Annotated in this window: 21 protein-coding genes and 1 tRNA gene; 11 read left to right on the forward strand and 11 right to left on the reverse strand. The window is 72.7% G+C overall.

Translation table 11 applies throughout. The annotated features are described in order from the left end of the window. Window positions 1–31: 31 nt before the first annotated feature. On the forward strand, window positions 32–1,297 hold the full coding sequence (locus tag ACFPM7_RS27310) for an aspartate kinase (RefSeq protein ID WP_378250665.1): 1,266 nt from the start codon (window positions 32–34) through the stop codon (window positions 1,295–1,297). Further along, complete coding sequence (locus tag ACFPM7_RS27315) at window positions 1,297–2,349, forward strand: aspartate-semialdehyde dehydrogenase (protein WP_378250666.1); 1,053 nt, start codon at window positions 1,297–1,299, stop codon at window positions 2,347–2,349. Before ACFPM7_RS27310 ends, ACFPM7_RS27315 begins: the two co-directional genes overlap by 1 nt. Here the strand turns inward: ACFPM7_RS27315 and ACFPM7_RS27320 are convergent. After that, window positions 2,346–3,560, reverse strand: a complete 1,215-nt coding sequence (locus ACFPM7_RS27320) for an MFS transporter (protein ID WP_378250667.1) — start codon at window positions 3,558–3,560, stop codon at window positions 2,346–2,348. The genes ACFPM7_RS27315 and ACFPM7_RS27320 overlap by 4 nt on opposite strands. A 65-nt stretch (window positions 3,561–3,625) precedes the next feature. Further along, window positions 3,626–4,672: an alpha/beta hydrolase gene (locus ACFPM7_RS27325; RefSeq protein ID WP_378250668.1), complete on the reverse strand. Its 1,047-nt coding sequence runs from the start codon at window positions 4,670–4,672 to the stop codon at window positions 3,626–3,628. 109 nt (window positions 4,673–4,781) lie between these two features. Between ACFPM7_RS27325 and ACFPM7_RS27330 the strand changes: the two genes are divergently transcribed. After that, window positions 4,782–5,345: an NADPH-dependent FMN reductase gene (locus ACFPM7_RS27330; protein WP_378250669.1), complete on the forward strand. Its 564-nt coding sequence runs from the start codon at window positions 4,782–4,784 to the stop codon at window positions 5,343–5,345. A 24-nt stretch (window positions 5,346–5,369) separates the two neighbouring features. On the opposite strand, the gene ACFPM7_RS27335 is transcribed toward ACFPM7_RS27330, so the two are convergent. Then, complete coding sequence (locus tag ACFPM7_RS27335) at window positions 5,370–7,208, reverse strand: S9 family peptidase (protein WP_378250670.1); 1,839 nt, start codon at window positions 7,206–7,208, stop codon at window positions 5,370–5,372. Window positions 7,209–7,278: 70 nt separating this feature from the next. Here ACFPM7_RS27335 and ACFPM7_RS27340 point away from each other — a divergent pair, with 70 nt between their 5' ends. Next, a complete protein-coding gene (locus ACFPM7_RS27340; protein WP_378250671.1) occupies window positions 7,279–7,488 on the forward strand; it encodes a ferredoxin in 210 nt (69 codons plus the stop codon). Window positions 7,489–7,560: 72 nt separating this feature from the next. After that, window positions 7,561–8,169: a hypothetical protein gene (locus tag ACFPM7_RS27345; RefSeq protein WP_378250672.1), complete on the forward strand. Its 609-nt coding sequence runs from the start codon at window positions 7,561–7,563 to the stop codon at window positions 8,167–8,169. 48 nt (window positions 8,170–8,217) lie between these two features. Here ACFPM7_RS27345 and ACFPM7_RS27350 read toward each other — a convergent pair whose 3' ends face one another. The 3 genes from ACFPM7_RS27350 to ACFPM7_RS27360 all read right to left on the reverse strand — a co-directional run bounded on the left by ACFPM7_RS27350 (window position 8,218) and on the right by ACFPM7_RS27360 (window position 9,785). Next, on the reverse strand, window positions 8,218–8,577 hold the full coding sequence (locus ACFPM7_RS27350; protein ID WP_378250673.1) for a 5-carboxymethyl-2-hydroxymuconate Delta-isomerase: 360 nt from the start codon (window positions 8,575–8,577) through the stop codon (window positions 8,218–8,220). Between the two features lie 169 nt (window positions 8,578–8,746). Continuing rightward, a tRNA-Pro gene (locus tag ACFPM7_RS27355) sits at window positions 8,747–8,820 on the reverse strand. A 17-nt stretch (window positions 8,821–8,837) separates the two neighbouring features. Next, window positions 8,838–9,785 (reverse strand): metallophosphoesterase, encoded by a 948-nt coding sequence (locus ACFPM7_RS27360; RefSeq protein ID WP_378250674.1) that lies wholly within the window; start codon window positions 9,783–9,785, stop codon window positions 8,838–8,840. Window positions 9,786–9,844: 59 nt separating this feature from the next. Between ACFPM7_RS27360 and ACFPM7_RS27365 the strand changes: the two genes are divergently transcribed. Next, window positions 9,845–10,315 carry a GatB/YqeY domain-containing protein gene (locus ACFPM7_RS27365; protein ID WP_378250675.1) on the forward strand — a complete coding sequence of 157 codons (471 nt, stop codon included), beginning with the start codon at window positions 9,845–9,847 and terminating at the stop codon, window positions 10,313–10,315. A gap of 54 nt (window positions 10,316–10,369) precedes the next feature. On the opposite strand, the gene ACFPM7_RS27370 is transcribed toward ACFPM7_RS27365, so the two are convergent. Further along, window positions 10,370–12,898: a transglycosylase domain-containing protein gene (locus tag ACFPM7_RS27370; RefSeq protein WP_378250676.1), complete on the reverse strand. Its 2,529-nt coding sequence runs from the start codon at window positions 12,896–12,898 to the stop codon at window positions 10,370–10,372. 248 nt (window positions 12,899–13,146) lie between these two features. Here ACFPM7_RS27370 and ACFPM7_RS27375 point away from each other — a divergent pair, with 248 nt between their 5' ends. Beyond that, window positions 13,147–13,458, forward strand: a complete 312-nt coding sequence (locus ACFPM7_RS27375) for a WhiB family transcriptional regulator (RefSeq protein ID WP_378250677.1) — start codon at window positions 13,147–13,149, stop codon at window positions 13,456–13,458. Here the strand turns inward: ACFPM7_RS27375 and bagB are convergent. From bagB to ACFPM7_RS27390, 3 genes are read right to left on the reverse strand one after another with little or no spacing between them, the layout of a single operon-like run. Beyond that, window positions 13,444–14,559 (reverse strand): ATPase BagB, encoded by a 1,116-nt coding sequence (gene bagB / locus ACFPM7_RS27380; protein WP_378250678.1) that lies wholly within the window; start codon window positions 14,557–14,559, stop codon window positions 13,444–13,446. The two genes, ACFPM7_RS27375 and bagB, sit on opposite strands and share 15 nt — an antisense overlap. Beyond that, on the reverse strand, window positions 14,560–15,564 hold the full coding sequence (gene bagA, locus ACFPM7_RS27385) for an ATPase BagA (RefSeq protein WP_378250679.1): 1,005 nt from the start codon (window positions 15,562–15,564) through the stop codon (window positions 14,560–14,562). Window positions 15,565–15,608: 44 nt separating this feature from the next. Then, window positions 15,609–15,857 carry a hypothetical protein gene (locus tag ACFPM7_RS27390; protein WP_378250680.1) on the reverse strand — a complete coding sequence of 83 codons (249 nt, stop codon included), beginning with the start codon at window positions 15,855–15,857 and terminating at the stop codon, window positions 15,609–15,611. Between the two features lie 49 nt (window positions 15,858–15,906). Here ACFPM7_RS27390 and ACFPM7_RS27395 point away from each other — a divergent pair, with 49 nt between their 5' ends. Genes ACFPM7_RS27395 through ACFPM7_RS27410 form a run of 4 tightly spaced genes read left to right on the forward strand, consistent with a single transcriptional unit; the run spans window position 15,907 to window position 18,225 of the window. Continuing rightward, a complete protein-coding gene (locus ACFPM7_RS27395; protein ID WP_378250681.1) occupies window positions 15,907–16,065 on the forward strand; it encodes a DUF4177 domain-containing protein in 159 nt (52 codons plus the stop codon). After that, on the forward strand, window positions 16,065–16,520 hold the full coding sequence (locus tag ACFPM7_RS27400) for a RidA family protein (RefSeq protein WP_378250682.1): 456 nt from the start codon (window positions 16,065–16,067) through the stop codon (window positions 16,518–16,520). Before ACFPM7_RS27395 ends, ACFPM7_RS27400 begins: the two co-directional genes overlap by 1 nt. Then, window positions 16,517–17,119: a hypothetical protein gene (locus ACFPM7_RS27405; protein ID WP_378250683.1), complete on the forward strand. Its 603-nt coding sequence runs from the start codon at window positions 16,517–16,519 to the stop codon at window positions 17,117–17,119. Before ACFPM7_RS27400 ends, ACFPM7_RS27405 begins: the two co-directional genes overlap by 4 nt. A gap of 47 nt (window positions 17,120–17,166) precedes the next feature. Next, a complete protein-coding gene (locus tag ACFPM7_RS27410; protein ID WP_378250684.1) occupies window positions 17,167–18,225 on the forward strand; it encodes a hypothetical protein in 1,059 nt (352 codons plus the stop codon). A 31-nt stretch (window positions 18,226–18,256) separates the two neighbouring features. On the opposite strand, the gene ACFPM7_RS27415 is transcribed toward ACFPM7_RS27410, so the two are convergent. Beyond that, a complete protein-coding gene (locus ACFPM7_RS27415; protein ID WP_378250685.1) occupies window positions 18,257–19,129 on the reverse strand; it encodes a Gfo/Idh/MocA family protein in 873 nt (290 codons plus the stop codon). Window positions 19,130–19,134 lie beyond the last annotated feature (5 nt).

Below are 19,134 nucleotides of genomic sequence, written 5' to 3' on the forward strand. Positions count from 1 at the left end.
CGCCCCGCGCGGCTTGAGGAGGTTGCAGCCAGTGGCGCTCGTCGTCCAGAAGTACGGTGGTTCCTCGCTGGAGAACGCCGATCGGATCAAACGGGTGGCCGAGCGGATCGTGGCGACCCGGAAAGCGGGGCACGACGTCGTCGTCGTCTGCTCCGCCATGGGCGACACGACCGACGAGCTGCTCGACCTGGCCAAGCAGGTCAACCCGGTTCCCCCCGAGCGCGAGATGGACATGCTGCTCACCGCCGGCGAGCGCATCTCCAATTCGCTGGTGGCGATGGCGATCAGCGCGCTCGGCGCCGAGGCACGGTCGTTCTCCGGCTCGCAGGCGGGCGTGATCACCACGTCGGCGCACGGCAACGCGCGCATCATCGACGTCACGCCCGGCCGGGTCCGGACCGCCCTCGACGAGGGCAAGATCGTCCTCGTCGCCGGGTTCCAGGGCGTCAGCCAGGACACCAAGGACATCACCACGCTCGGCAGGGGCGGCTCGGACACCACCGCGGTGGCCCTGGCCGCGGCCCTCAAGGCCGACGTGTGCGAGATCTACACCGACGTCGACGGCGTCTACTCGGCCGATCCGCGGATCGTGCCCGACGCGCGCAAGCTCGACGCCGTCACCTACGAGGAGATGCTGGAGATGGCGGCCAGCGGGGCCAAGGTGCTCATGCTGCGCTGCGTGGAGTACGGCCGCCGCTACGGCGTGCGCATCCACGTCCGCTCGTCGTACAGCACCAAGCCAGGGACCATCGTGTCCGGCTCAGTGGAGGACTTGAACGTGGAACAGGCGATGATCACCGGCGTCGCGCACGACCGGTCGGAGGCCAAGGTCACGGTGACGGGCGTGCCCGACCAGGCGGGCGTGGCGGCGCGGATCTTCCGCACCATCGCGGACGCGGAGATCGACATCGACATGGTGCTGCAGAACGTCTCCAGCACCGACTCCGGCAAGACCGACATCACCTTCACCCTCTCCAAGAGCAACGGCCCGGCGGCCGTCGCCTCGCTGGAGAAGATCCGCGGCGGGCTGGGCTTCGGCCCGGTGCTCTACGACGACCACGTCGGCAAGGTGTCGCTGGTCGGGGCGGGCATGCGCTCGCACCCGGGCGTCACGGCCACCTTCTGCGAGGCGCTGGCCGAGGCCGGGGTCAACATCGAGATCATCAACACCTCGGAGATCCGCATCTCGGTGCTGATCCGCGACACCCAGCTCGACGACGCGGTGAAGGCGATCCACACCGCCTTCGACCTCGGTGGCGACGAAGAGGCCGTGGTGTACGCGGGGAGTGGTCGCTGATGGCCCCCACGCTGGCCCTGGTGGGCGCGACCGGCGCCGTGGGCACGGTCATGGTCGACATCATGAACAGCCGCGAGACCTGGCCGTGGGGCGAGGTCCGGCTGATCGCCTCGCCGCGCTCGGCGGGCAAGAAGATCACCGTGCGCGGCGAGGAGCTGACCGTGCTCGCGCTGGCCCCCGAGGTCTTCGACGGGGTGGACGTGGCGATGTTCGACGTCCCCGACGCAGTCTCGGCCGAGTGGGCCCCGATCGCCGCCGCGCGCGGCGCGGTCGCCGTCGACAACTCCGGCGCGTTCCGGATGGACGACGACGTGCCGCTGGTGGTGCCCGAGGTCAACCGGGACAAGATCGCCGAGCGGCCGCGCGGCATCATCGCCAACCCGAACTGCACGACGCTGTCGATGATGGCCGCGCTCGGCGCCCTGCACCACCAGTACGGCCTGCGCGAGCTGGTCGTCGCCTCCTACCAGGCGGCCTCCGGCGCGGGCCAGGAAGGCGTCGACCGGCTCTACGCCGAGGCCGCCGCGGTGGCGGGCAAGGCCGTCGGCGAGGTGGCAGGCGACGTCCGCCAGGCGATCACCGCGGCCGGGCTGGGCGAGGACTCGCCGTTCCCGGCTCCGCTGGTGTTCAACGTCGTGCCGTGGGCGGGCTCGCTCAAGGAGGACGGCTGGGCCAGCGAGGAGCTCAAGGTCCGCAACGAGTCCCGCAAGATCCTGGGCATCCCGGACCTGAAGGTGTCCGCGACCTGCGTGCGCGTCCCCGTGGTCACCACCCACTCGCTGACGGTGCACGCGACCTTCGAGCGGCCGGTGACGGTGGCCGAGGCGCACAAGATCTTCGAGGCCGAGCCGTCGGTGGTCCTGGTGGACGACCCGGCGGCGGGCCGGTTCCCGACGCCGGCGGACGTCGTCGGCGCGGACCCGACCTATGTCGGCCGGGTCCGCCAGGCGCTGGACTTCCCGAACACCCTCGACTTCTTCGTGTGCGGCGACAACCTCCGCAAGGGTGCGGCGCTGAACACCTACGAGATCGCCGAGGCGCTGGTCGGCTAGTCCGGAACGACGGTTTTCGCGGCTTTCGCGGGCGTCCCCACGACGGGGGCGCCCGCGCTCGTCTTCGCCCGCGTCAGCAGGTAGGCGACCAAGGCGATCAGCAGCCCGCCGAGCCCGGACACGGCGAAGCCCATCGCGGGCGAGGCCTGGTCGACGGCGAACCCGGCGACCGGCGCACCCGCCGCCGCGCCCAGGGTGAACGCCGAGGACTGCAACCCGGTGGCCTCGCCGCGGCTGCCGGGCGGGGCGAGGCGGGCGACCACCTCGCCGGTCGCGGCGATCGTCGGCGCGCACGCCAGGCTGGTCGGCACCAGGGCCAGGGCCAGCACCCACCACGTGTCGGCGAGCAGACCGGCCGGGATCACCAGCGCGCTGAGCAGCACCATCAGCGTGACCTGCGACAGCGACCGCCTGACCGCGCCGTGCACCAGCCCGCCGATCGCCGAGGCCAGGCAGATGGCCGCGTAGACCGCGCCGGTCCACCCCAGCTGGCCGGTCTCGCGCAGCCACGCCAGCGCGGTGACCTCGGTGCCCGCGAGCACGAACACCGCGCCGCCCGCGATGGCCAGCACGCCCAGCATCGGCCCGGTGAGCCACTGCCGCCGCGGCACCTTGGGCAGATTCTCCTCGTCCTCGGCGCGGGTCCTCGGGTTGGCCGCGAACAGCGCGAGCCCGACCGCGCCGATGCCGACGGCGAGCGCGGTCATGGCCGCCGACGGCGACACCTGCGTCACCACGGCCACCGCCGCCGCGGGCCCGATCATGTAGGTCAGCTCGACGGCGATGGAGTCCACCGAGTACGCGCTGCGGCGCAGGTCCTCGCGCCGCACGAGCGCGGCGATCGCCTGCCGCCCGATCGACTGCACCGGCACCGTGACCAGCCCGCCGACGAACGCGGCCACGACCATGCCGGGGAAGGGCAGGTAGCGGGCCGTCAGCCAGAACAGCACCTCGCCCGCGGTGACCACGACCAGCATCGGCCGCAGCCCCCAGCGGTCGACGACGCGGCCCATCACCGGCGCACCCACGGCGATGCCGATCGTGGCCGCCGACCAGACCAGGCCCGCGGCGCCGTAGCCGCGGCCGAGACCCTCGACCACGTGCAGCGTCAGCACCATCGGTCCCGCCGTCATCGGCAGGCGCGCGAAGAACATGAGCACCATCAGGGTGCGGACGCCGGGGAGGGCAAGCATCGCCCGGTACTGCCGCATGCCCCGATGACACCCCGCGCCACCGGTCCGTGGCAACCGATTTCGGCCCGATGTGCTCCCGGGGGTTACCGGCGGGCCAGGGCCAGCCCGGTGCGCAGCGCCCCGGCGGCCTCGGCGGTGGCCTCGCGGAAGCGGGTGCCGATGCCGAGGAAGGTCGCGTAGCCGTGGATCAGGTCGCGGTGGCGGCGGACGGTGACGGGCACCCCGGCCTCGGCCAGCTTCGCGCCGAAGGCCTCGCCCTCGTCGCGCAGCGGGTCGAAGCCCGCGGTGGCCACGTAGGCGGGCGGCAGGCCGCTCAGGTCCTCGGCGAGCAGCACCGAGAAGCGCGGGTCCGCGCGCTGCGCGACGTCGGGGACGTAGTGGTCACAGAACCAGTCGATGTCGGCGCTGGTAAGGAAGAAACCGGTCTTGAACAGCTCGCGCGACGGGCGGCGGACGGTGTTGTCGGTGCCCGGGTAGAACAGCAGCTGGAACACCGGGGCCGGGCCGCCGTCGCGGGTGGTCAGCAGCGAGGTCACCGCCGCCAGGTTGCCGCCCGCGCTGTCGCCGCCGACGGCGATGCGCGCCGGGTCGACGCCGAAGTCCGCTGCCTTGGCGTGGGCGTGGCGGAAGGCGGCCACCGCGTCGTCCACCGCCGCCGGGAAGCGGTGCTCGGGAGCCAGGCGGTAGTCGACGGAGAGCACCTTCACCCCGGCCTCGCGGGCCAGGTAGCGGCAGGTCCCGTCGTGGCTGTCCGGAGTGCCCAGCACCCACCCGCCGCCGTGGTAGTAGACGAGCAGCGCGTCGGTCTCCTCCTCCGGGGCGTAGAACCGCGCCGGGACGCCCCCGAGGTCGACCTCGCGCACCGCCACCGGCTCGATCGGCTCGCCGGCCACCAGCTGCTTGGCCCGCGCCAGGTTCGCCCGCGCCTGCTCCGGCGTCCCCTTGACCAGCTGGTGGTCGGCCAGGCGGTCCAGGGCCAGCAGCAGCTGCGCGTCCAGCGCCAGCTCCTGCCCGTCGAGGCGCACCGGCTTGCCCGCGATCAGCCGCTTCACCGGCGCGGGCAGCCCGAACACCGCGCGCGCGAACGCCGCCTGAACAGGGAGGGGAACACGGCTCATCAGCGTCGACATGCCCCGCACGCTACCCGCAGGTAGCACCCCCGGTAAGCCGTCTCACACGACTGGACCTCCACCGTGGTGGAGGTCGTACGGTGCGGGGGACCGGTGGAAGGATGGACGGGTGACGGTATCGGTGGTCGGCATCGGCGGGTCCCTGCGCGTGGACTCCCAGTCCGAACGAGCGCTGCGCATCGCCCTCGCGGGCGCGGCGGACCTCGGCGCGAAGACGACGGTCCTCTCCGGCGAAGACCTCGTCCTGCCCTTCTACGACCCCAAGCTCCCCGACCGCACCGACACCGCCCGCCGCCTGGTCGCCGAGCTGCGCGACGCCGACGGCGTCATCCTGGTCTCGCCCGGCTACCACGGCACGGTGTCGGGCCTGGTCAAGAACGCCCTGGACTACGTCGAGGACCTGCGCGCCGATCCCCGCCCGTACCTCGACGGCCGCGCCGTCGGCTGCGTCTCCACCGCCGCGGGCTGGCAGGCCAGCGTCACCACCCTCACCGCGCTGCGCTCGATCGTGCACGCCCTGCGCGGCTGGCCGACCCCGCTGGGCTCGTCCATCAACAGCGCCGAGGTCGCCTTCGACGCCGCGGGCGGCTGCTCGGACCCCCACGTCACCGCCGCGCTGCGCACCATCGGCGCGCAGGTCGCCGAGTTCGCCTTCGCCCGCCAGGGCCCCTGACGGGCGAAGGCCGCCCTACCGCACCTACCGCAGGCCCAGCGCGCGCAGCGCGAAGTGGACCTCGATCAGCGACTGCTTGATCGTCTCGGCCACCACCAGCGACCCGTGCCCGGCGTCGTAGCGGTACATCTCGTAAGGCACACCGCGCTCGGCCAGCCGGTCCAGGTAGTTGTCGATCTGGCGGATCGGGCAGCGCGGGTCGTTCTCGCCCGCCAGCACCAGCACGGGCGCGCTGACCTTGTCGACGTAGGTCAGCGGGGAGCACTCGACGTAGCGGTCGTGCACGTCGTCGGGGGAGCCGCCGAAGAGGGCGCGGTCGAAGGCGCGCAGGGGCTCCATCTCGTCCTCGTAGGCGGCCAGGTAGTCGGCCACGGGGACGCCGGCGACGCCCGCGGCCCAGCGCTCGGGCTGGGTGCCGAGGGCCAGCAGCGTCAGGTAGCCGCCCCAGGAGGCGCCGTTGACCACGCACTTGGCCGGGTCGGCCAGGCCCGAGGAGACCGCCCAGTCGTGGACGGCGGCGACGTCCTCCAGCTCGGTCAGGCCCGGCCTGCCCTCGATGGCGTCGCGCCAGGCGCTGCCGTAGCCGGTCGAGCCGCGGTAGTTCACGTGCACGACCGCGAAACCGGCGTCCAGCCACATCGCCCGGTAGGCCGAGAAGCGGTCCTCGTCGGCGGCGTGCGGGCCGCCGTGCAGGCTGAACACGGTCGGGAACGGCCCGTCGCCCTCGGGGCGGGCGACGAGGGCGTGCACCCGGCCGTGCGGGGTGTCGACGAACTGGTCGGCCAGCGGCAGCGAGCGGGGCGCGCGCTCGCCCGGCGGGGTGAGCAGGACGCGGTCGGTGGCGTCGGTGAACAGGGCACGGACGACGCTGGCCTCCTCGCTGGAGGACCAGGAGTACTCGACGGTGTCGTCGGGTCGCGTGTGCGCCCCGCCGATCGTCCCGGGTGGAGTGTCCAGGGTGGTCAGTGAGCCCGCGGCGATGTCGTAGCGGTGCAGGGTGTTGCGGGCCTGGTGGGTGTGCGCGATGAGCAGGGCGGTGCCGTCGAGGTACCAGTCCGCCGAGACCTCTCCCGGCAGGTCGATGACCAGCTCGGTCTCGGTGTCGGCGGCGACGTCCCAGATCAGCAGCTCCTCGCGGCCGCGGCGCTCGTGGGCCACCAGCAGCCGCTGGTCGCCCGCGACCGGGCTGAAGGCGATCCCGTCGAGCCCCTTGCCCTTGCCGTCCCACTTCTCGGCCACGGTCGAGGCGTCGGCCACCGACAGCACGCGCAGCGCCGGGTGCCGGTTGTCGCCGTGCTCGGAGTGCGCGATCGCCAGCAGCGTCTCGTCCTCCGAGAGCGCAGCGACGCCGCCGTCGTGCTCGTCGCGGTAGACCACCTCGGCCTCGCCGTCGCCGCGCACGAGGTAGACGGTGGTGCCGTCGTCGTCGGAGACGCCCGCCGCGCGGACCTCCGAGCCCAGCGACAGGCCCGCCGGGTAGCCCCGCGGCACCCCCGGCAGGCCGATCGAGGCCTCGGTGCCCGCCGCCCGCCCGGCGAACGGCTCGCGGCGCCAGGCGCCGAACTCGTCGCCGTCGGTGTCGTCGAACCACCACACGTGCTCGCCGTCGGGGGAGACCACGGCGTGCAGGGTGCCGTTGGGCCGGTCGGTGACCTGGCGGTGGGTGTCGGTCGAGCGGTCCCAGGCGTAGACCTCCCACACGCCGCTGGCGTTGGAGACGTACACCGTGCGGTCGGGGGCCCCGCGCGCCCACTCCGGCAGCGTCACACGGGCGGCGTGGAACCGGGCCCGCCAGCGGGCGTCGGCGGCGTCGTCGGCGAAGAGCCGGTCGGGGACCTCGGCGGCGGGATGAGTGTGCGTCACACCCGCGATCCTGCCAGGAGTCGGCCCCGCGGCGGATGACGTGTGCGCCCGAGCGCCGTACGGTGGGACGGTGACTTGGAAGATCGATGTGAGCGCGGGCCGCTGCATGGCCTCGGGCCTGTGCGTCGCCACCGCCCCTGACCACTTCGTGCTCGACGGCTACGCCGCCACCGCCACCGCCACCGAGGTCGAACCCGACGAGGAGATCCTCGAAGCCGCCGAATCGTGCCCGGCGCTGGCCATCACCGTCACCGAGGACGGCCGCGACCTGCTGGCGTAGCGATCAGTTTCTGTCGTACCCCGGCGATAGTGTTTCCCCAGGTGAACGGGTAATTCCGAGGGGAGAACGAGCATGACGGCCACGTTGGGTGCGCTCACTTTCGCCGAGTACGCGACCGGCTCGCGGAGCAGGCGCGGGGAGATCGTCACGTCCCGTCGCGTACCCGTCGACGAGTACGTCGGCGCCCAGTACTACGCGCCCCTGCTGGCGGCGATCCCGGTCGCCCTCGGCTCGGGCGACCCGGCCGCGGTGCTGACCGTGGCCGCGCAGGGCCTGGAGCTCAGCGGCCAGGAGCGCGCCTACGCCGAGGCCAGCGCGGGCCTGCTCACCTGGTGGCGCCGAGCCCGCGGCGAGATCGTCCCGGTCGGCGACTCGGTCCTGGAGACCGGCGGCCTGCGCGTCGACGTCACCCCGCACCTGGGCTACCGCACGCGGACGGGCACCGAGGTGGCCCTCTTCCACCTCAAGGAGGCCGAGCTGACCCGCGACGCCGCCGTCGCCGCCGCCCGCCTCATGCAGGTCTGCCTGCTCGACCTGCTCCCCGGCGCCACCCCGGTCGTGGTGGACGCCCGCCGCGCGAAGGCCTACCGCATCCCGCCCCAGACCAACCTGGTGAAACTCGACGCCTGGCTGGCCTCCCAGGCCGCCGCCTACGTCCAGCACCAGGCCACCGCCCCCTGACCCGACGCCCGACCCGATGGCCCTGTCCACTGAGGACAGGGCCATTCCTCATCCCCCGACAACCCGCTTGGTGTAGCTCCCGCTGTCCATGTCCACGATCTCCACCGACACCTGCACGGCGGACGCAGGCGACAGGTGCTTGCCCAACACCACCTGCGCCACGTCGCTCACCGCCTTCTTGGTCTCCCCGGTCCGCCCCGACAGCAGCCCGATCCGGACGTGCACCATCGCCACCCCCGGCGCACCGTCCCCGATCACCACGTCGTCCAACGGCACGAACCGCGTCTTGAACCCCGCGACCCCCGTCCCGGCCACCTCGGCGAGCACCGGGTGCAGCGCGAGCGCGAAACCCCTGCGGTCGAAGGAATCGGCGATCTCGGCGGAGTACTCGACGGTGATCTGCGGCATGGCCCAACCCTAGGCCGTTGATCGACACTGGTGTCCACGGCCTCTTGGGCCGTTCTCGCCGGCCGCTGCCTGCGCATCTTCCCCGGCTCGCCGGCTTAGGCAGGCAGCTGGTCAGGCACCCGCAGGAACGAGTCAGGCCCTGTCCTCAATGGACAGGGCCTGACCTGTGTCGGGGTGACAGGATTTGAACCTGCGACCTCTTCGTCCCGAACGAAGCACGCTACCAAACTGCGCCACACCCCGGTGGAACGTCAGGAAGTCTAGCGGACGCTCGCACGGGCTCCGAATCGGGCACCCCTCGATGCCCGTGAGCTGCTCGTCGTCCGCGGGACGAGGGTCAGCAGGCTGGCCTCGGGCGGGCAGGCGAAGCGGACCGGGGCGTAGGGGGAGGTGCCCAGGCCCGCGGAGACGTGCAGCCACATGTGGGCGCCCCAGCGGGAGGCGCCGCGGGCGCGGGCGCGGTCGAGGTCGCAGTTGGTGACGATGGCGCCGTAGCCGGGGATGCGCAGCTGGCCGCCGTGGGTGTGGCCCGCCAGGACGAGGTCGTAGCCGTCCTCGGCGAAGGCGTCGAGGACGCGCGGCTCGGGGGAGTGGGTCACGCCCATGCGCAGGGAGGCGTTGCGGTCGGGCTTGCCCGCGATGTCGCTGTAGCGGTCGCGGCGCAGGTGGGGGTCGTCGACCCCGGCGAAGGCGATCGGGCGGCCGTCGACGGTGAGCAGGCTGCGGGTGTGGGTGAGGTCGTGCCAGCCGCGCTCGATGAAGGCCGCCCGCAGGTCGCGCCAGGGCAGGGAGATGCCGTGCACGCGCTTCTCGCTGGGGAACAGGTAGCGCAGCGGGTTCTTCGGGCGCGGGGCGAAGTAGTCGTTGCTGCCGAAGACGAACACGCCGGGGCGGTTGAGCAGCGGCTCCAGCGCGCGCACCACCGCGGGCACGGCCTGCTTGTGGGCGAGGTTGTCGCCGGTGTTGACCACCAGGTCGGGGTCGAGCCGGTCGAGCTCGGCGACCCACTTCTGCTTCGACTTCTGCCCGGGCATCATGTGCAGGTCGCTGATGTGCAGCACGCGCAGCGGACGGGCGCCCTCGGCCAGCACCGGGATGGTGGCCTCGCGCAGCGTCCACCGGGTGCGCTCGTACCCGGCTGCGTAGGCGACGGTGGCGGCGCCGAGTGCGGCGGTGCCGAGGACGAGGGACCGAACGGGGTGGCTCACGCCTTCGAGGGTACGTCGCCGGGGTAATCCGCTGGGCACCAGGCGCTACCGTTGGTGACATGGCACAGCTCAAGGCGCGGTTGCAGGCCGACCTGACCACCGCGATGAAGGACAGGGACAAGACCAGGACGGGCACCATCCGCATGGCGCTGGCCGCCGTGACCACCGAGGAGGTCGCGGGCGAGGCGGCCCGCGAGCTGTCCGACGCCGAGGTCGAGAAGGTCCTCACCCGCGAGGTCAAGAAGCGCAAGGAGGCCGCCGAGGCCTTCGCGGGCGCCGGCCGCGCCGAGCAGGCCGCCCTGGAACTGGCCGAGGCCGACGTCCTCGCCGACTACCTGCCCAAGCAGCTCGACGACGCCGGGATCGCCACCCTGGTCGACGCCGCCGTCGCCGAGGTGACCGCCGAGCTGGGCGAGGCCCCCGGCCCCCGCCAGATGGGCCAGGTCATGAAGGCCGCCACCGCGAAGGCCGCGGGCCGCGCCGACGGCAAGCGCCTCTCCGCAGCCGTGAAAGCCCGCCTGACGGGCTGAACACCGGCGCGAGACCAAGAGGAGCCGCGGTCCGTGGACCGCGGCTCCTCTGCGTCATGGGTCGACCGGATCGATGGTGATCGGCGGATCGTCGTCCCCGGGGCGGCCGTTGCCGGGTCCGCCGTTGCCGGGTCCGCCGTTGCCGGGGCCGCCCGGGTTGCCGTCGCCGGGATCGCCGTCGCCGGGGCCGCCCGGGGGCTTGCTCGGCTCGGTGGTGCGCGGGGGCGGGACGTAGCCGGTGCTGACGTAGATCGTCACCGTCTCGCCCTTGAGGGCGGCGCCGCGCGGGGACTGGCTGACGATGGTGCCGCGGGCGCGTGAGTCGTTGCGGTCGACGGCGTTGACCTCGTAGCCGGCCTGCTTGAGGCGATCGGTGGCCTGCTCACGCGACATGCCGATGACGTTCGGCACCCGGACGTCATCGCCGCCTTCCAGATAGCGCTCGTCAGCCGGGGGCAGGGGCACGTTGGGCTTGCCCTCCAGGATCTTGCCCATCGCCTGGAAGAACGTCCGCGCGGGTGAGCGGCCGCCGTAGATCTCGCCGCCGCCCCCGCAGAGCCGGACCTGGCCCGGCCCGTAGTCGCAGATGCCCTGCGGGCGCGGGCTGTCGTTGGAGACGACGACCGCGGCGGTGAGCTGCGCGGTGCCGCCGAGGAAGGCCGCGGACTTGAACGCCTGGGTGGTGCCGGTCTTGCCGATGGAATTGCGGTTCCAGCCGTAGCGGCTGGCCGCGCCAGCCGCGGTGCCGCTGCCGTGGGCGTCCTTGCTCAGGCCGTGGGCGAGCGTGTTGGCCAGCTTCGGGTCGACGGCCTGTTCGCACGGCTGCTCGTTGTAGTTGAGCTTCTTGCCGTTGCGGTCCTTGACCTCGACCAGCGGGGTCGGCGGGCACCAGACACCGCCGCTCATGATCGTCGCGCCCACGTTGGCCAGCTCCAGCGTGCTGACCGGCGACGGGCTCAGGGTGAACGAAGCCTTTCCGAACGGGCTGCTCTCCGACGGCTTGTAGAACTGCGCCTGCGACTGGCTGGCCTCACCCTTGGCCTTCGGGTCCGGCGCCCGGCCACTGGTGTTGCTCGCCAGGGTCTTGCGCATGCCCAACCGCTGCGCCATGTCCACCACGGTGTCCATGCCGACGCGCTCCTCCAGGATGACGAACCCAGTGTTCGGCGACGTCGCCAACGCGTCCTGAAGGGTCATCTCGCCCGGGTAGTTCTTGGTGGCGTTGCTCAGGCAGTACCACCGGGTATTGCCATCGTTCGGGTTAGGGGTGCGCGGGCAGGTGTTCTCGCTGCCGCCGGTGAACTTGTTCGATACGTAGGTCGTGGGCGTCTTGATCCGGTTGTTGATCCCGCCGCCCTTCTCCAGGTAGCCGGCGGCCGTGAAGATCTTGTAGACCGAGCCCGCGCCGAACTTGTTCTCGATCCCGTACGGGTAGGGGATCGTCGTCTGGCCCTTGTCGCCGTTGAGGCCGTAGTCGCGGTTGGAGACGAGCGCGACCACCTCGTGGCGCTTCTTGCCCGGCCGCACGATGGCCATCGTGTTCGCCACGCCGGGGGTCGACTTGGGGACCTGGGCCTCGGCGGCGTCCTTGGCCAGCTGGGTGGCGCGCCGGTCGAGGGTGGTCTTGATCGTGTAGCCGCCGGTGGTGATCTGGTCCGGGGTGAAGCCGATCTCCTGCAGGTAGACCCACACGTACTGGCAGAAGAAGCCGATCTCCGGACCCGCGCCGACGCAGTTGGCCGGGGGCTTCTTCACCTCGGGCAGGATGCCGAGCGGGGCCTTCTTGGCCTCCTCGGCCGCCTCGGGGGAGAGCTTCTGCGTCTCGGCCATCTTGTCGAGCACCAGGTTGCGCCTGGCCAGCGTGCCCGCGGGGTTGCGCCACGGGTTGTAGAGGACCGGGTTGTTCACCGCGCCCGCCAGCAGCGCCGACTGGGCGACGGTCAGCTTGGCCGGGGTGGTGCCGAAGTACGCGCTGGCCGCCGCGCCGATGCCGTAGACCTCGTAGGCGAACTCGACCACGTTGAGGTACCCGGTGAGGATCTCCTCCTTGGACATCTTCTGCTCAAGCTGGATGGCGATGCGGGCCTCGCGCAGCTTGCGCGCGATGGTCTGCTCCTGCGCCTTGTTCTGCTCGTTCTTGTTGCCCCGGTTGACCACGTTGATCAGGTAGTTCTTGACGTACTGCTGGGTCAGCGTCGAGGCGCCCTGCACGTCGCCGCCGGTCTGGTTGGAGATCGCGGCCCGGATGGTGCCCTTCCAGTCCACGCCGTGGTGCTCGTAGAACCGGCGGTCCTCGATGGCGACCAGGGCGGCGGTCATGGTCGGCGAGATCTGCTCGGCGGCGACCGGCAGCCGGTACTGGTCGTAGATCGTCGCGATCTGCTTGCCCTGCGCGTCGGTGATCCTCGTCACCAGCGGTGGGTCGGTGGCCACCAGGTCGGCGGACACGCTGTCGATCGTGTCGCTGGCCCGGTTGGACATCACCCCCAGCGCGCCCACGAGGGGGAAGAGCATCCCCGCCACGAGGACGCCCGCGAGCAGGCAAAGGCCGATCAGCTTCAGCAGGCTGTCTCCAACACGCACGGGGGCCAGCCTACGCGCCACGGTGGGTGTCACCCGGATGGATCATCCGTGACTACGCAGTTGATATTGACATTCGGTAACACATGTGTGCCTGGGTGTTTTCGATGGAACCGAAGGTCGCTAGAGTCCGTCAACGTCTCACGACAGCGCTTCTTCGTCGCTCCGTGTATCTGCGGAGGGTCAGGAAGCACCTGATACCGGGGGGTATCGGGTTGATGGGTCGCGACGACGACAGGGGTGGGGGATACATGTATCTCGAAGCACAGGTCGACTGGCGGGTTCGCGCTACGTGCCGCGACGAGGACCCGGACGGGCTGTTCGTCCGCGGTGCCGAGCAGCGCAAGGCCAAGCTGGTGTGCGTGGCGTGTCCAGTGCGCACCGAGTGCCTGGCCGAGGCTCTGGACAACCGGATCGAGTTCGGGGTCTGGGGCGGGATGACCGAGCGGGAGCGCCGGGCGCTGCTGCGCAGGAGGCCCGACGTGGACTCCTGGCGCGAGCTGCTCGACAGCGCCCGCCGCGACGCCCGCCAGGACGTCGAGGAAGAACTACAGGTCGGCTAGCCGCTCGCCGATCAGCCGCAGCCCGTCGAGGTCGTGCACGTCGGCGGGCATGGCTGGCACCTCGGCCTGCGCGACGCCCGGGTGCGCCTTGCTGAAGCGGGCGACGAGCCTGCGCTCGCGCTGGTCGAGGGCGACTCGGTCGGCGTGCAGGCGCAGCACGGCCGCGGCCAGCGGCGCGTGGCCCGTCGCCTCCAGCTGTTCGGCGGCGGCCAGCGCCTTGGTCGCGGGCAGGTTGGCCAGCACCGGGTGGGTCCGGTTGACGACCAGCCCGGCCAGCGGCATGGACTCGGCCTCCAGCCGCTCCACGAAGTAGCTCGCCTCGCGCAGCGCGTCGGGCTCCGGGGCGGCCACGACGAGGAACGCCGTGCCCGAGGAGCGCAGCAGCTCCGCGGTCCGCCGGGCGCGCTCGCGGAAGCCGCCGAACATGCCGTCGAAGGCCTGCACGAACGCCGAGGCGTCGTTGAGCAGCTGACCGCCCAGCACCGTCGACACGGCCTTGGCGAACAGCGAGAACCCGGCGCTGACCACCTTGCGCAGGCCACGCCCGCCCGCCCGCGCCGAACCCATCAGCAGCTTGATCATCCGGCCGTCGAGGGCGGTGGAGAGCCGCTGCGGGGCGTCGAGGAAGTCCAGGGCCGAGCGCGAGGGCGGGGTGTCGACCACGATCAGGTCGTAGGCGCCCTCGGCGGCCAGCTGGCCCAGCTTCTCCATCGCCATGTACTCCTGCGTGCCGGAGAACGACGTGGAGATCGTCTTGTAGAACGGGTTGGCCAGGATCTCGGCGGCCCGCTCCTCACCGGCGTGCGCCAGCACCATGTCGTCGAAGGTGCGGCGCATGTCCAGCATCATGGCGCTGAGCTCGCCCGCGGGCTCGAAGCCGTCCACCTCGACCTGGCGCGGGGTGTTGTCCAGCTCGCGCAGGCCCAGCGACTGGGCCAGCCTGCGCGCCGGGTCGATGGTCAGCACGACGGCCTTGCGGCCGTGCTCGGCCGCGCGCACCGCGATGGCCGCCGCCGTCGTCGTCTTGCCGACGCCGCCGGAGCCGCAGCACACGATCACCCTGGTCGCCGGGTCGTCTATCAGCGCGTCGATGTCGAGCACCTAGCGCACCCCCTGCTCGATGAGGAGCTCGGCCAGCTCGTAGAGCGCCGCGGTGTCGACGCCGTCGACCAGGTCGGGCAGCTCGACGGCGGGCAGGTCGACCTCGGCCAGCGCGGCGCGCGCCCGCTGCTCGGCCTGCACCCGCACCGCGTGCTCCACCGTCTCCTCGACCAGCCCGTCCAGCACGTCGTCGGCCAGGGCGAGCCCGGCGGCGGCCAGGCCGTCGCGGACGCGCCCGGCGTCGACGCGGCCGTCGGCGGCGGGGGTGACCGAGCGGGCGGGCAGCCGCGGCGGGCGGACCCGGTTGAGCAGGATCGCCCCCGGCCGCAGGTCGGCGCCGTCCAGTTCGGCGACCGCCTCGACGGTCTCGCGCACGGGCATCTCCTCCAGCAGCGTCACCAGGTGCACCGCGGTGTCCCCGGAGTGCAGCAGCTTCACCACGCCCTCGCTCTGGCCGCGGATGGGCCCGACCTTCGCCAGGTCGGCCATGGCCCGGGTGACGTCGAGGAACTTGACGATGCGGCCGGTCGGCGGAGCGTCGACCACCACCGCGTCGTAGACGTGCCTGCCCCGGTCGCCGGTGCGCCGGACGCACTCCTTGATCTTGCCGGTGAGCAGCACGTCGCGCAGACCGGGGGCCAGCGTGGTGGCGAACTCCACAGCGCCCATGCGCCGCAGGGTGCGGCCCGCGAAGCCCAGGTTGTAGAACATCGCCAGGTACTCCATCAGCGCGGCCTCGACGTCGATGTGCAGCGCCCTGACCTCGCCGCCGCCGGGGGCGATGGCCACCTTCTCCTCGGAGTACGGCAGCGGCTGGGTGTCGAAGACCTGGGCGACGCCCTGGCGGCCCTCCACCTCCACGAGCAGCACCTTGCGCCCGCCGTGGGCGAGCGCGAGCGCCAGCGCCGCGGCGACGGTGGTCTTGCCGGTGCCGCCCTTGCCGCTGACCACGTGCAGGCGGGACCGGGCGATCTCATCGGTCCAGCCGACGACGGGAGTGGTCACCATTCCAGGGTAAATGCCCGGTTAATGGTCGCGCCCTGTGTGCTTCACCCTACGAGCGCGAGCACGACGGCCGCGCCGCAGACCACCACGACCGCGCCCCAGGCGACCGGCGCGGCCAGCACGGTGGCCGTGAACAGGCACAGCAGCGCCAGGACCGTGACCGACACCGCGCCCGCCATCGCCACCGGACCGGAGCGGCCCGCGCGGTCGCGCACCTTCGCCATCGTCAGCAGCACGAGCAGCAGGCCGCCCGCGCCGAGCAGCGCGGTGGCCAAGATCCGCCAGCCCTCCATGTCGACACCGTAGCGCCGGCGGCGCGCGCGGCTGCCCTAGGCTGCCCGCATGACTCGTTGGGAGTACGCCACCATCCCGCTGCTCATCCACGCCACCAAGCAGATCCTCGACCAGTGGGGCGAGGACGGGTGGGAGCTGGTCACAGTGCTGCCGAACCCGACCGGCGAGCAGCACGTCGCGTACCTGAAGCGCCCGAAGGCCGCCTGATGTCCACCCGTGCGCGGCTGAGCGAGCTGGGCGTCGAGCTGCCGTCGGTGGCCCCGCCCGCGGGCTCCTACCTGCCCGCCGTGCGGACGGGCTCGCTCGTCTACACCGCGGGCCAGATCCCGCTGGTCGACGGCAAGGTCGTCGCCACCGGCAAGGTCGGGGCCGAGGTGAGCGCCGAGGACGCGGCGGCGCTGGCCAGGACCTGCGCGCTCAACGCCCTGGCGGCCGTCGATGCGCTCGTCGGCATCGACTCGGTGGTTCGGGTGGTCAAGGTCGTCGGGTTCGTCGCCTCGGCGCCCGGCTTCACCGGGCAGCCCGCGGTGCTCAACGGCGCCTCGGACTTCCTCGCCGAGGTGTTCGGCGAGGCGGGCAGGCACGCCCGCTCCGCCGTCGGCGTCGCCGAGCTGCCCCTGGGCGTGCCGGTCGAGGTCGAACTGGTCGTGGAGGTGGCATGAGCACCCCGCAGGACTGCCACGAGCTGCTGCTGCGCTTCGCGGGCCGCATCGGCGACCGCGACCTGTGGCGGCTGCGCGACTGGGTCTCGGCGGGGGCCGTCGACGCCGTCGCCAGGGCGCTGCCGCTGATGCTGCTGCGCGAGCGCGTCGGCATCACCCCGGAGGAGTCGCGCCTGCTGAGCGCCGTGCTCGTGCCCGCAGGGGCGGACGCCGAGCGGCTCAACGCGGTCCCGTGGGTGGACGACGTCCCCGATCTCGACTACACATTCACCCCGGAGTCACCTGAATGGGTGAGCCGGGGCGGCGATTCGGTGGCCGTGGTGCTGGGCGCGCTGCTGCGCGGGCGGCCCGAGGTCGTCGAGGCCCGCTCCAGCTGGCGCCGCGGGCGCTCCGGCGACGTCCGGATCGTGCTGGTCACCGTCGCCGAGGACGGCGGTGACGCGGCGGTCCGCCTGACCGGCGAGCTGCAGCGGGTGCTGCGCGCGCTGGGCAGCGACGAACCCGCGGTCGAGGTGCTCGTCCGCGGCCGGGACGTGACCCGGTACCACCGCGAGGCGGCGGCCGCGTCCGAGCCGCTCTTCGCCATGGTCCACAGCTAGCACCGCGGCAGGCCCGCGGACCCGGTCCGACGTGAGGGAGGACGACGGTGACACAGGCAACGGCGGGCAAGGGGTCGGAGCGCACCGCGCTGCCGGTCCGCGTCCACGACATCCTGCTCGCGCTCGCGGGCAGGCTTGACGACGACGCCCTGGCCCAGGCGCGGGAACTCCTGGCCGCGACCGAGGTCGACCGCGCCTTGGAACTCACCGTCGGCTGCCTCGTCGCGGGCCCGATCCAGGTCACCTCGGCCGAGCGCGCCGAACTGAGCGACCTGCTCGTCGCCGCCCACTGCGACCCGGCCGTCGCCGCCCGCCTGCCGGTCTCGGAGACTGCGGGCGCCCACCACCGCTTCGTCGCGGGCCGTGTCGACGGCGTCGCCCCCGACGAGGGCGTCGGCGAGGCCGCGGCCAGGGTGCTGGACGTCCTGCCGGACATCCGCGCCGTGTGGGCCGTCTGGCGCACCACTCCCGCGGGCGCCGTCTCCGGCCCGGTCCCGCACCGCGTCGTGCTCATCGGCGTCGGCCCGGCGGGCTTCGCCCCCGCCACCGCCTACCGCGTCCAGCACTCTCTGCGCCGCGCCGGCCTGACCGCCTCGGTGGAAGTCCTCCGCGAGGGCGCCGACCACAGCGACTACCACCACACGGCGGTCCGCTACGCCACCGAGGTCTACACCGACGCCGCCGCGCTCTCCCCGTCGAGCGCGCTTCCCCAGTCGAGCGTCCTCTCCCACTCGACGCCCCCGTCGCACTCGGCCTCCGCGTCGCACGCGATCACTGAGCCGCGCTCGACGCCCACCTCCCATGCGACCCCGCTCGCCGAGGTGCCCCCACCCCCGGCCGCCGACGAGGACCTCCCCGCAGGCCCGTCGTGGATGGAGGAGGCCGCCGCCTCCCAGCCCCCGCCCGACTCCCTGAACGACCACGAACTCGACCTGCTCCGCCAACTCCAGGAAGAACTGGCCCGCCGCGAACAGGAAGCCGACGGCACCGCCCAGCCCACCACCTGGCAAGGCGACCTCCCCGGCGCCAACCACCCCTTCGACTGGCACGAAGCCAACACCATGGTCAACGGCGTGCCCCTTCAGCCGCCGGACCAGCGCCCGTAGTCCCGTCCCCGCCACCTGACCGGCGCGTGGGTCAGGTGGCGGCGAGGACGGCCGCGGTCAGGTGGCTGAGCATGAGGCCCCGGCGTGCGTCCAGGGGGTGGGCTGGGGTGTTCTCGGCCACGAGGGCGGTGAACAGGTCCAGGGCCGTGGTGAAGGCGTCGGTGGGCGCGGTGGCCCGGCCGGTGAGTTCGCGGTAGCCGGGGGTGCCGTAGACGGAGATCTCGGTGATGGTGGGGCGCATCGGCAGGTGCATGGAGAGGGTGGCTGTGCTGGTCGCGCCGGAGTGGTGGCCGAGGACCAGGTGCCAGAGGTCGGGGGTGTGGTGGTGGGCGGAGAGGACCTTGTCGACGGGGCCCAGTGCGGCGTCGAGCAGGTCCAGGACGTGCGGGCCGATGTCGGCCAAGGCGCCGCCTTCGTGGCGCCAGGTGGAGGTGGCGTAGTCGCCGCCCAGGAGGGCGCCGGAGAGCCAGCGGGCCGAGGCGCCCGCCCAGGTGCCCGCGCGGTGGAGCTCGGCCAGCCAGGCGACGGTTTCCGGGGCGAAGCGGCGGACCAGGTTGACCAGGGAGATCACGCCCGCGGCTTCCACGGCGTCGGTGAGGTGCCGGGCTCGGGCCGGGGTGTCGGCGATGGGCTTTTCCAGCAGGACGTGCTTGCCCGCCGCGGCGGCGGTGGCGGCCAGGTCGGCCTGGGCGGCCGGGGGGACGGCGAAGGCCACGGCGTCCACCTGGGACAGCAGGTCGCGGTAGTCGGGGATGTGGGGGACGGGCAGGTCGGCGGCGGCCTCGGGGCGGCGGGTCCAGACGCCGACCAGGTCGATGGCGGGATGGTCGAGCAGACCGGGGACGTGGACGCGGCGCGCCCACGGTCCGGCGCCGACCAGGCCGAAGCGCAGCGCGTCACCCATGGCCG

The organism is Actinokineospora guangxiensis, assembly GCF_042657845.1.
Lineage (GTDB): Bacteria > Actinomycetota > Actinomycetes > Mycobacteriales > Pseudonocardiaceae > Actinokineospora > Actinokineospora guangxiensis.

What these genes read in the sequence shown, in the direction of transcription:
- ACFPM7_RS27315 (WP_378250666.1), top strand. Translation starts at nt 1,297, where the DNA reads ATGGCCCCCACGCTGGCCCTGGTGGGCGCGACCGGCGCCGTGGGCACG.
- ACFPM7_RS27320 (WP_378250667.1), bottom strand. Translation starts at nt 3,560, where the DNA reads ATGCGGCAGTACCGGGCGATGCTTGCCCTCCCCGGCGTCCGCACCCTG.
- ACFPM7_RS27325 (WP_378250668.1), bottom strand. Translation starts at nt 4,672, where the DNA reads ATGTCGACGCTGATGAGCCGTGTTCCCCTCCCTGTTCAGGCGGCGTTC.
- ACFPM7_RS27345 (WP_378250672.1), top strand. Translation starts at nt 7,561, where the DNA reads ATGACGGCCACGTTGGGTGCGCTCACTTTCGCCGAGTACGCGACCGGC.
- ACFPM7_RS27350 (WP_378250673.1), bottom strand. Translation starts at nt 8,577, where the DNA reads ATGCCGCAGATCACCGTCGAGTACTCCGCCGAGATCGCCGATTCCTTC.
- ACFPM7_RS27365 (WP_378250675.1), top strand. Translation starts at nt 9,845, where the DNA reads ATGGCACAGCTCAAGGCGCGGTTGCAGGCCGACCTGACCACCGCGATG.
- ACFPM7_RS27375 (WP_378250677.1), top strand. Translation starts at nt 13,147, where the DNA reads ATGTATCTCGAAGCACAGGTCGACTGGCGGGTTCGCGCTACGTGCCGC.
- ACFPM7_RS27390 (WP_378250680.1), bottom strand. Translation starts at nt 15,857, where the DNA reads ATGGAGGGCTGGCGGATCTTGGCCACCGCGCTGCTCGGCGCGGGCGGC.
- ACFPM7_RS27395 (WP_378250681.1), top strand. Translation starts at nt 15,907, where the DNA reads ATGACTCGTTGGGAGTACGCCACCATCCCGCTGCTCATCCACGCCACC.
- ACFPM7_RS27400 (WP_378250682.1), top strand. Translation starts at nt 16,065, where the DNA reads ATGTCCACCCGTGCGCGGCTGAGCGAGCTGGGCGTCGAGCTGCCGTCG.
- ACFPM7_RS27405 (WP_378250683.1), top strand. Translation starts at nt 16,517, where the DNA reads ATGAGCACCCCGCAGGACTGCCACGAGCTGCTGCTGCGCTTCGCGGGC.
- ACFPM7_RS27415 (WP_378250685.1), bottom strand. Translation starts at nt 19,129, where the DNA reads ATGGGTGACGCGCTGCGCTTCGGCCTGGTCGGCGCCGGACCGTGGGCG.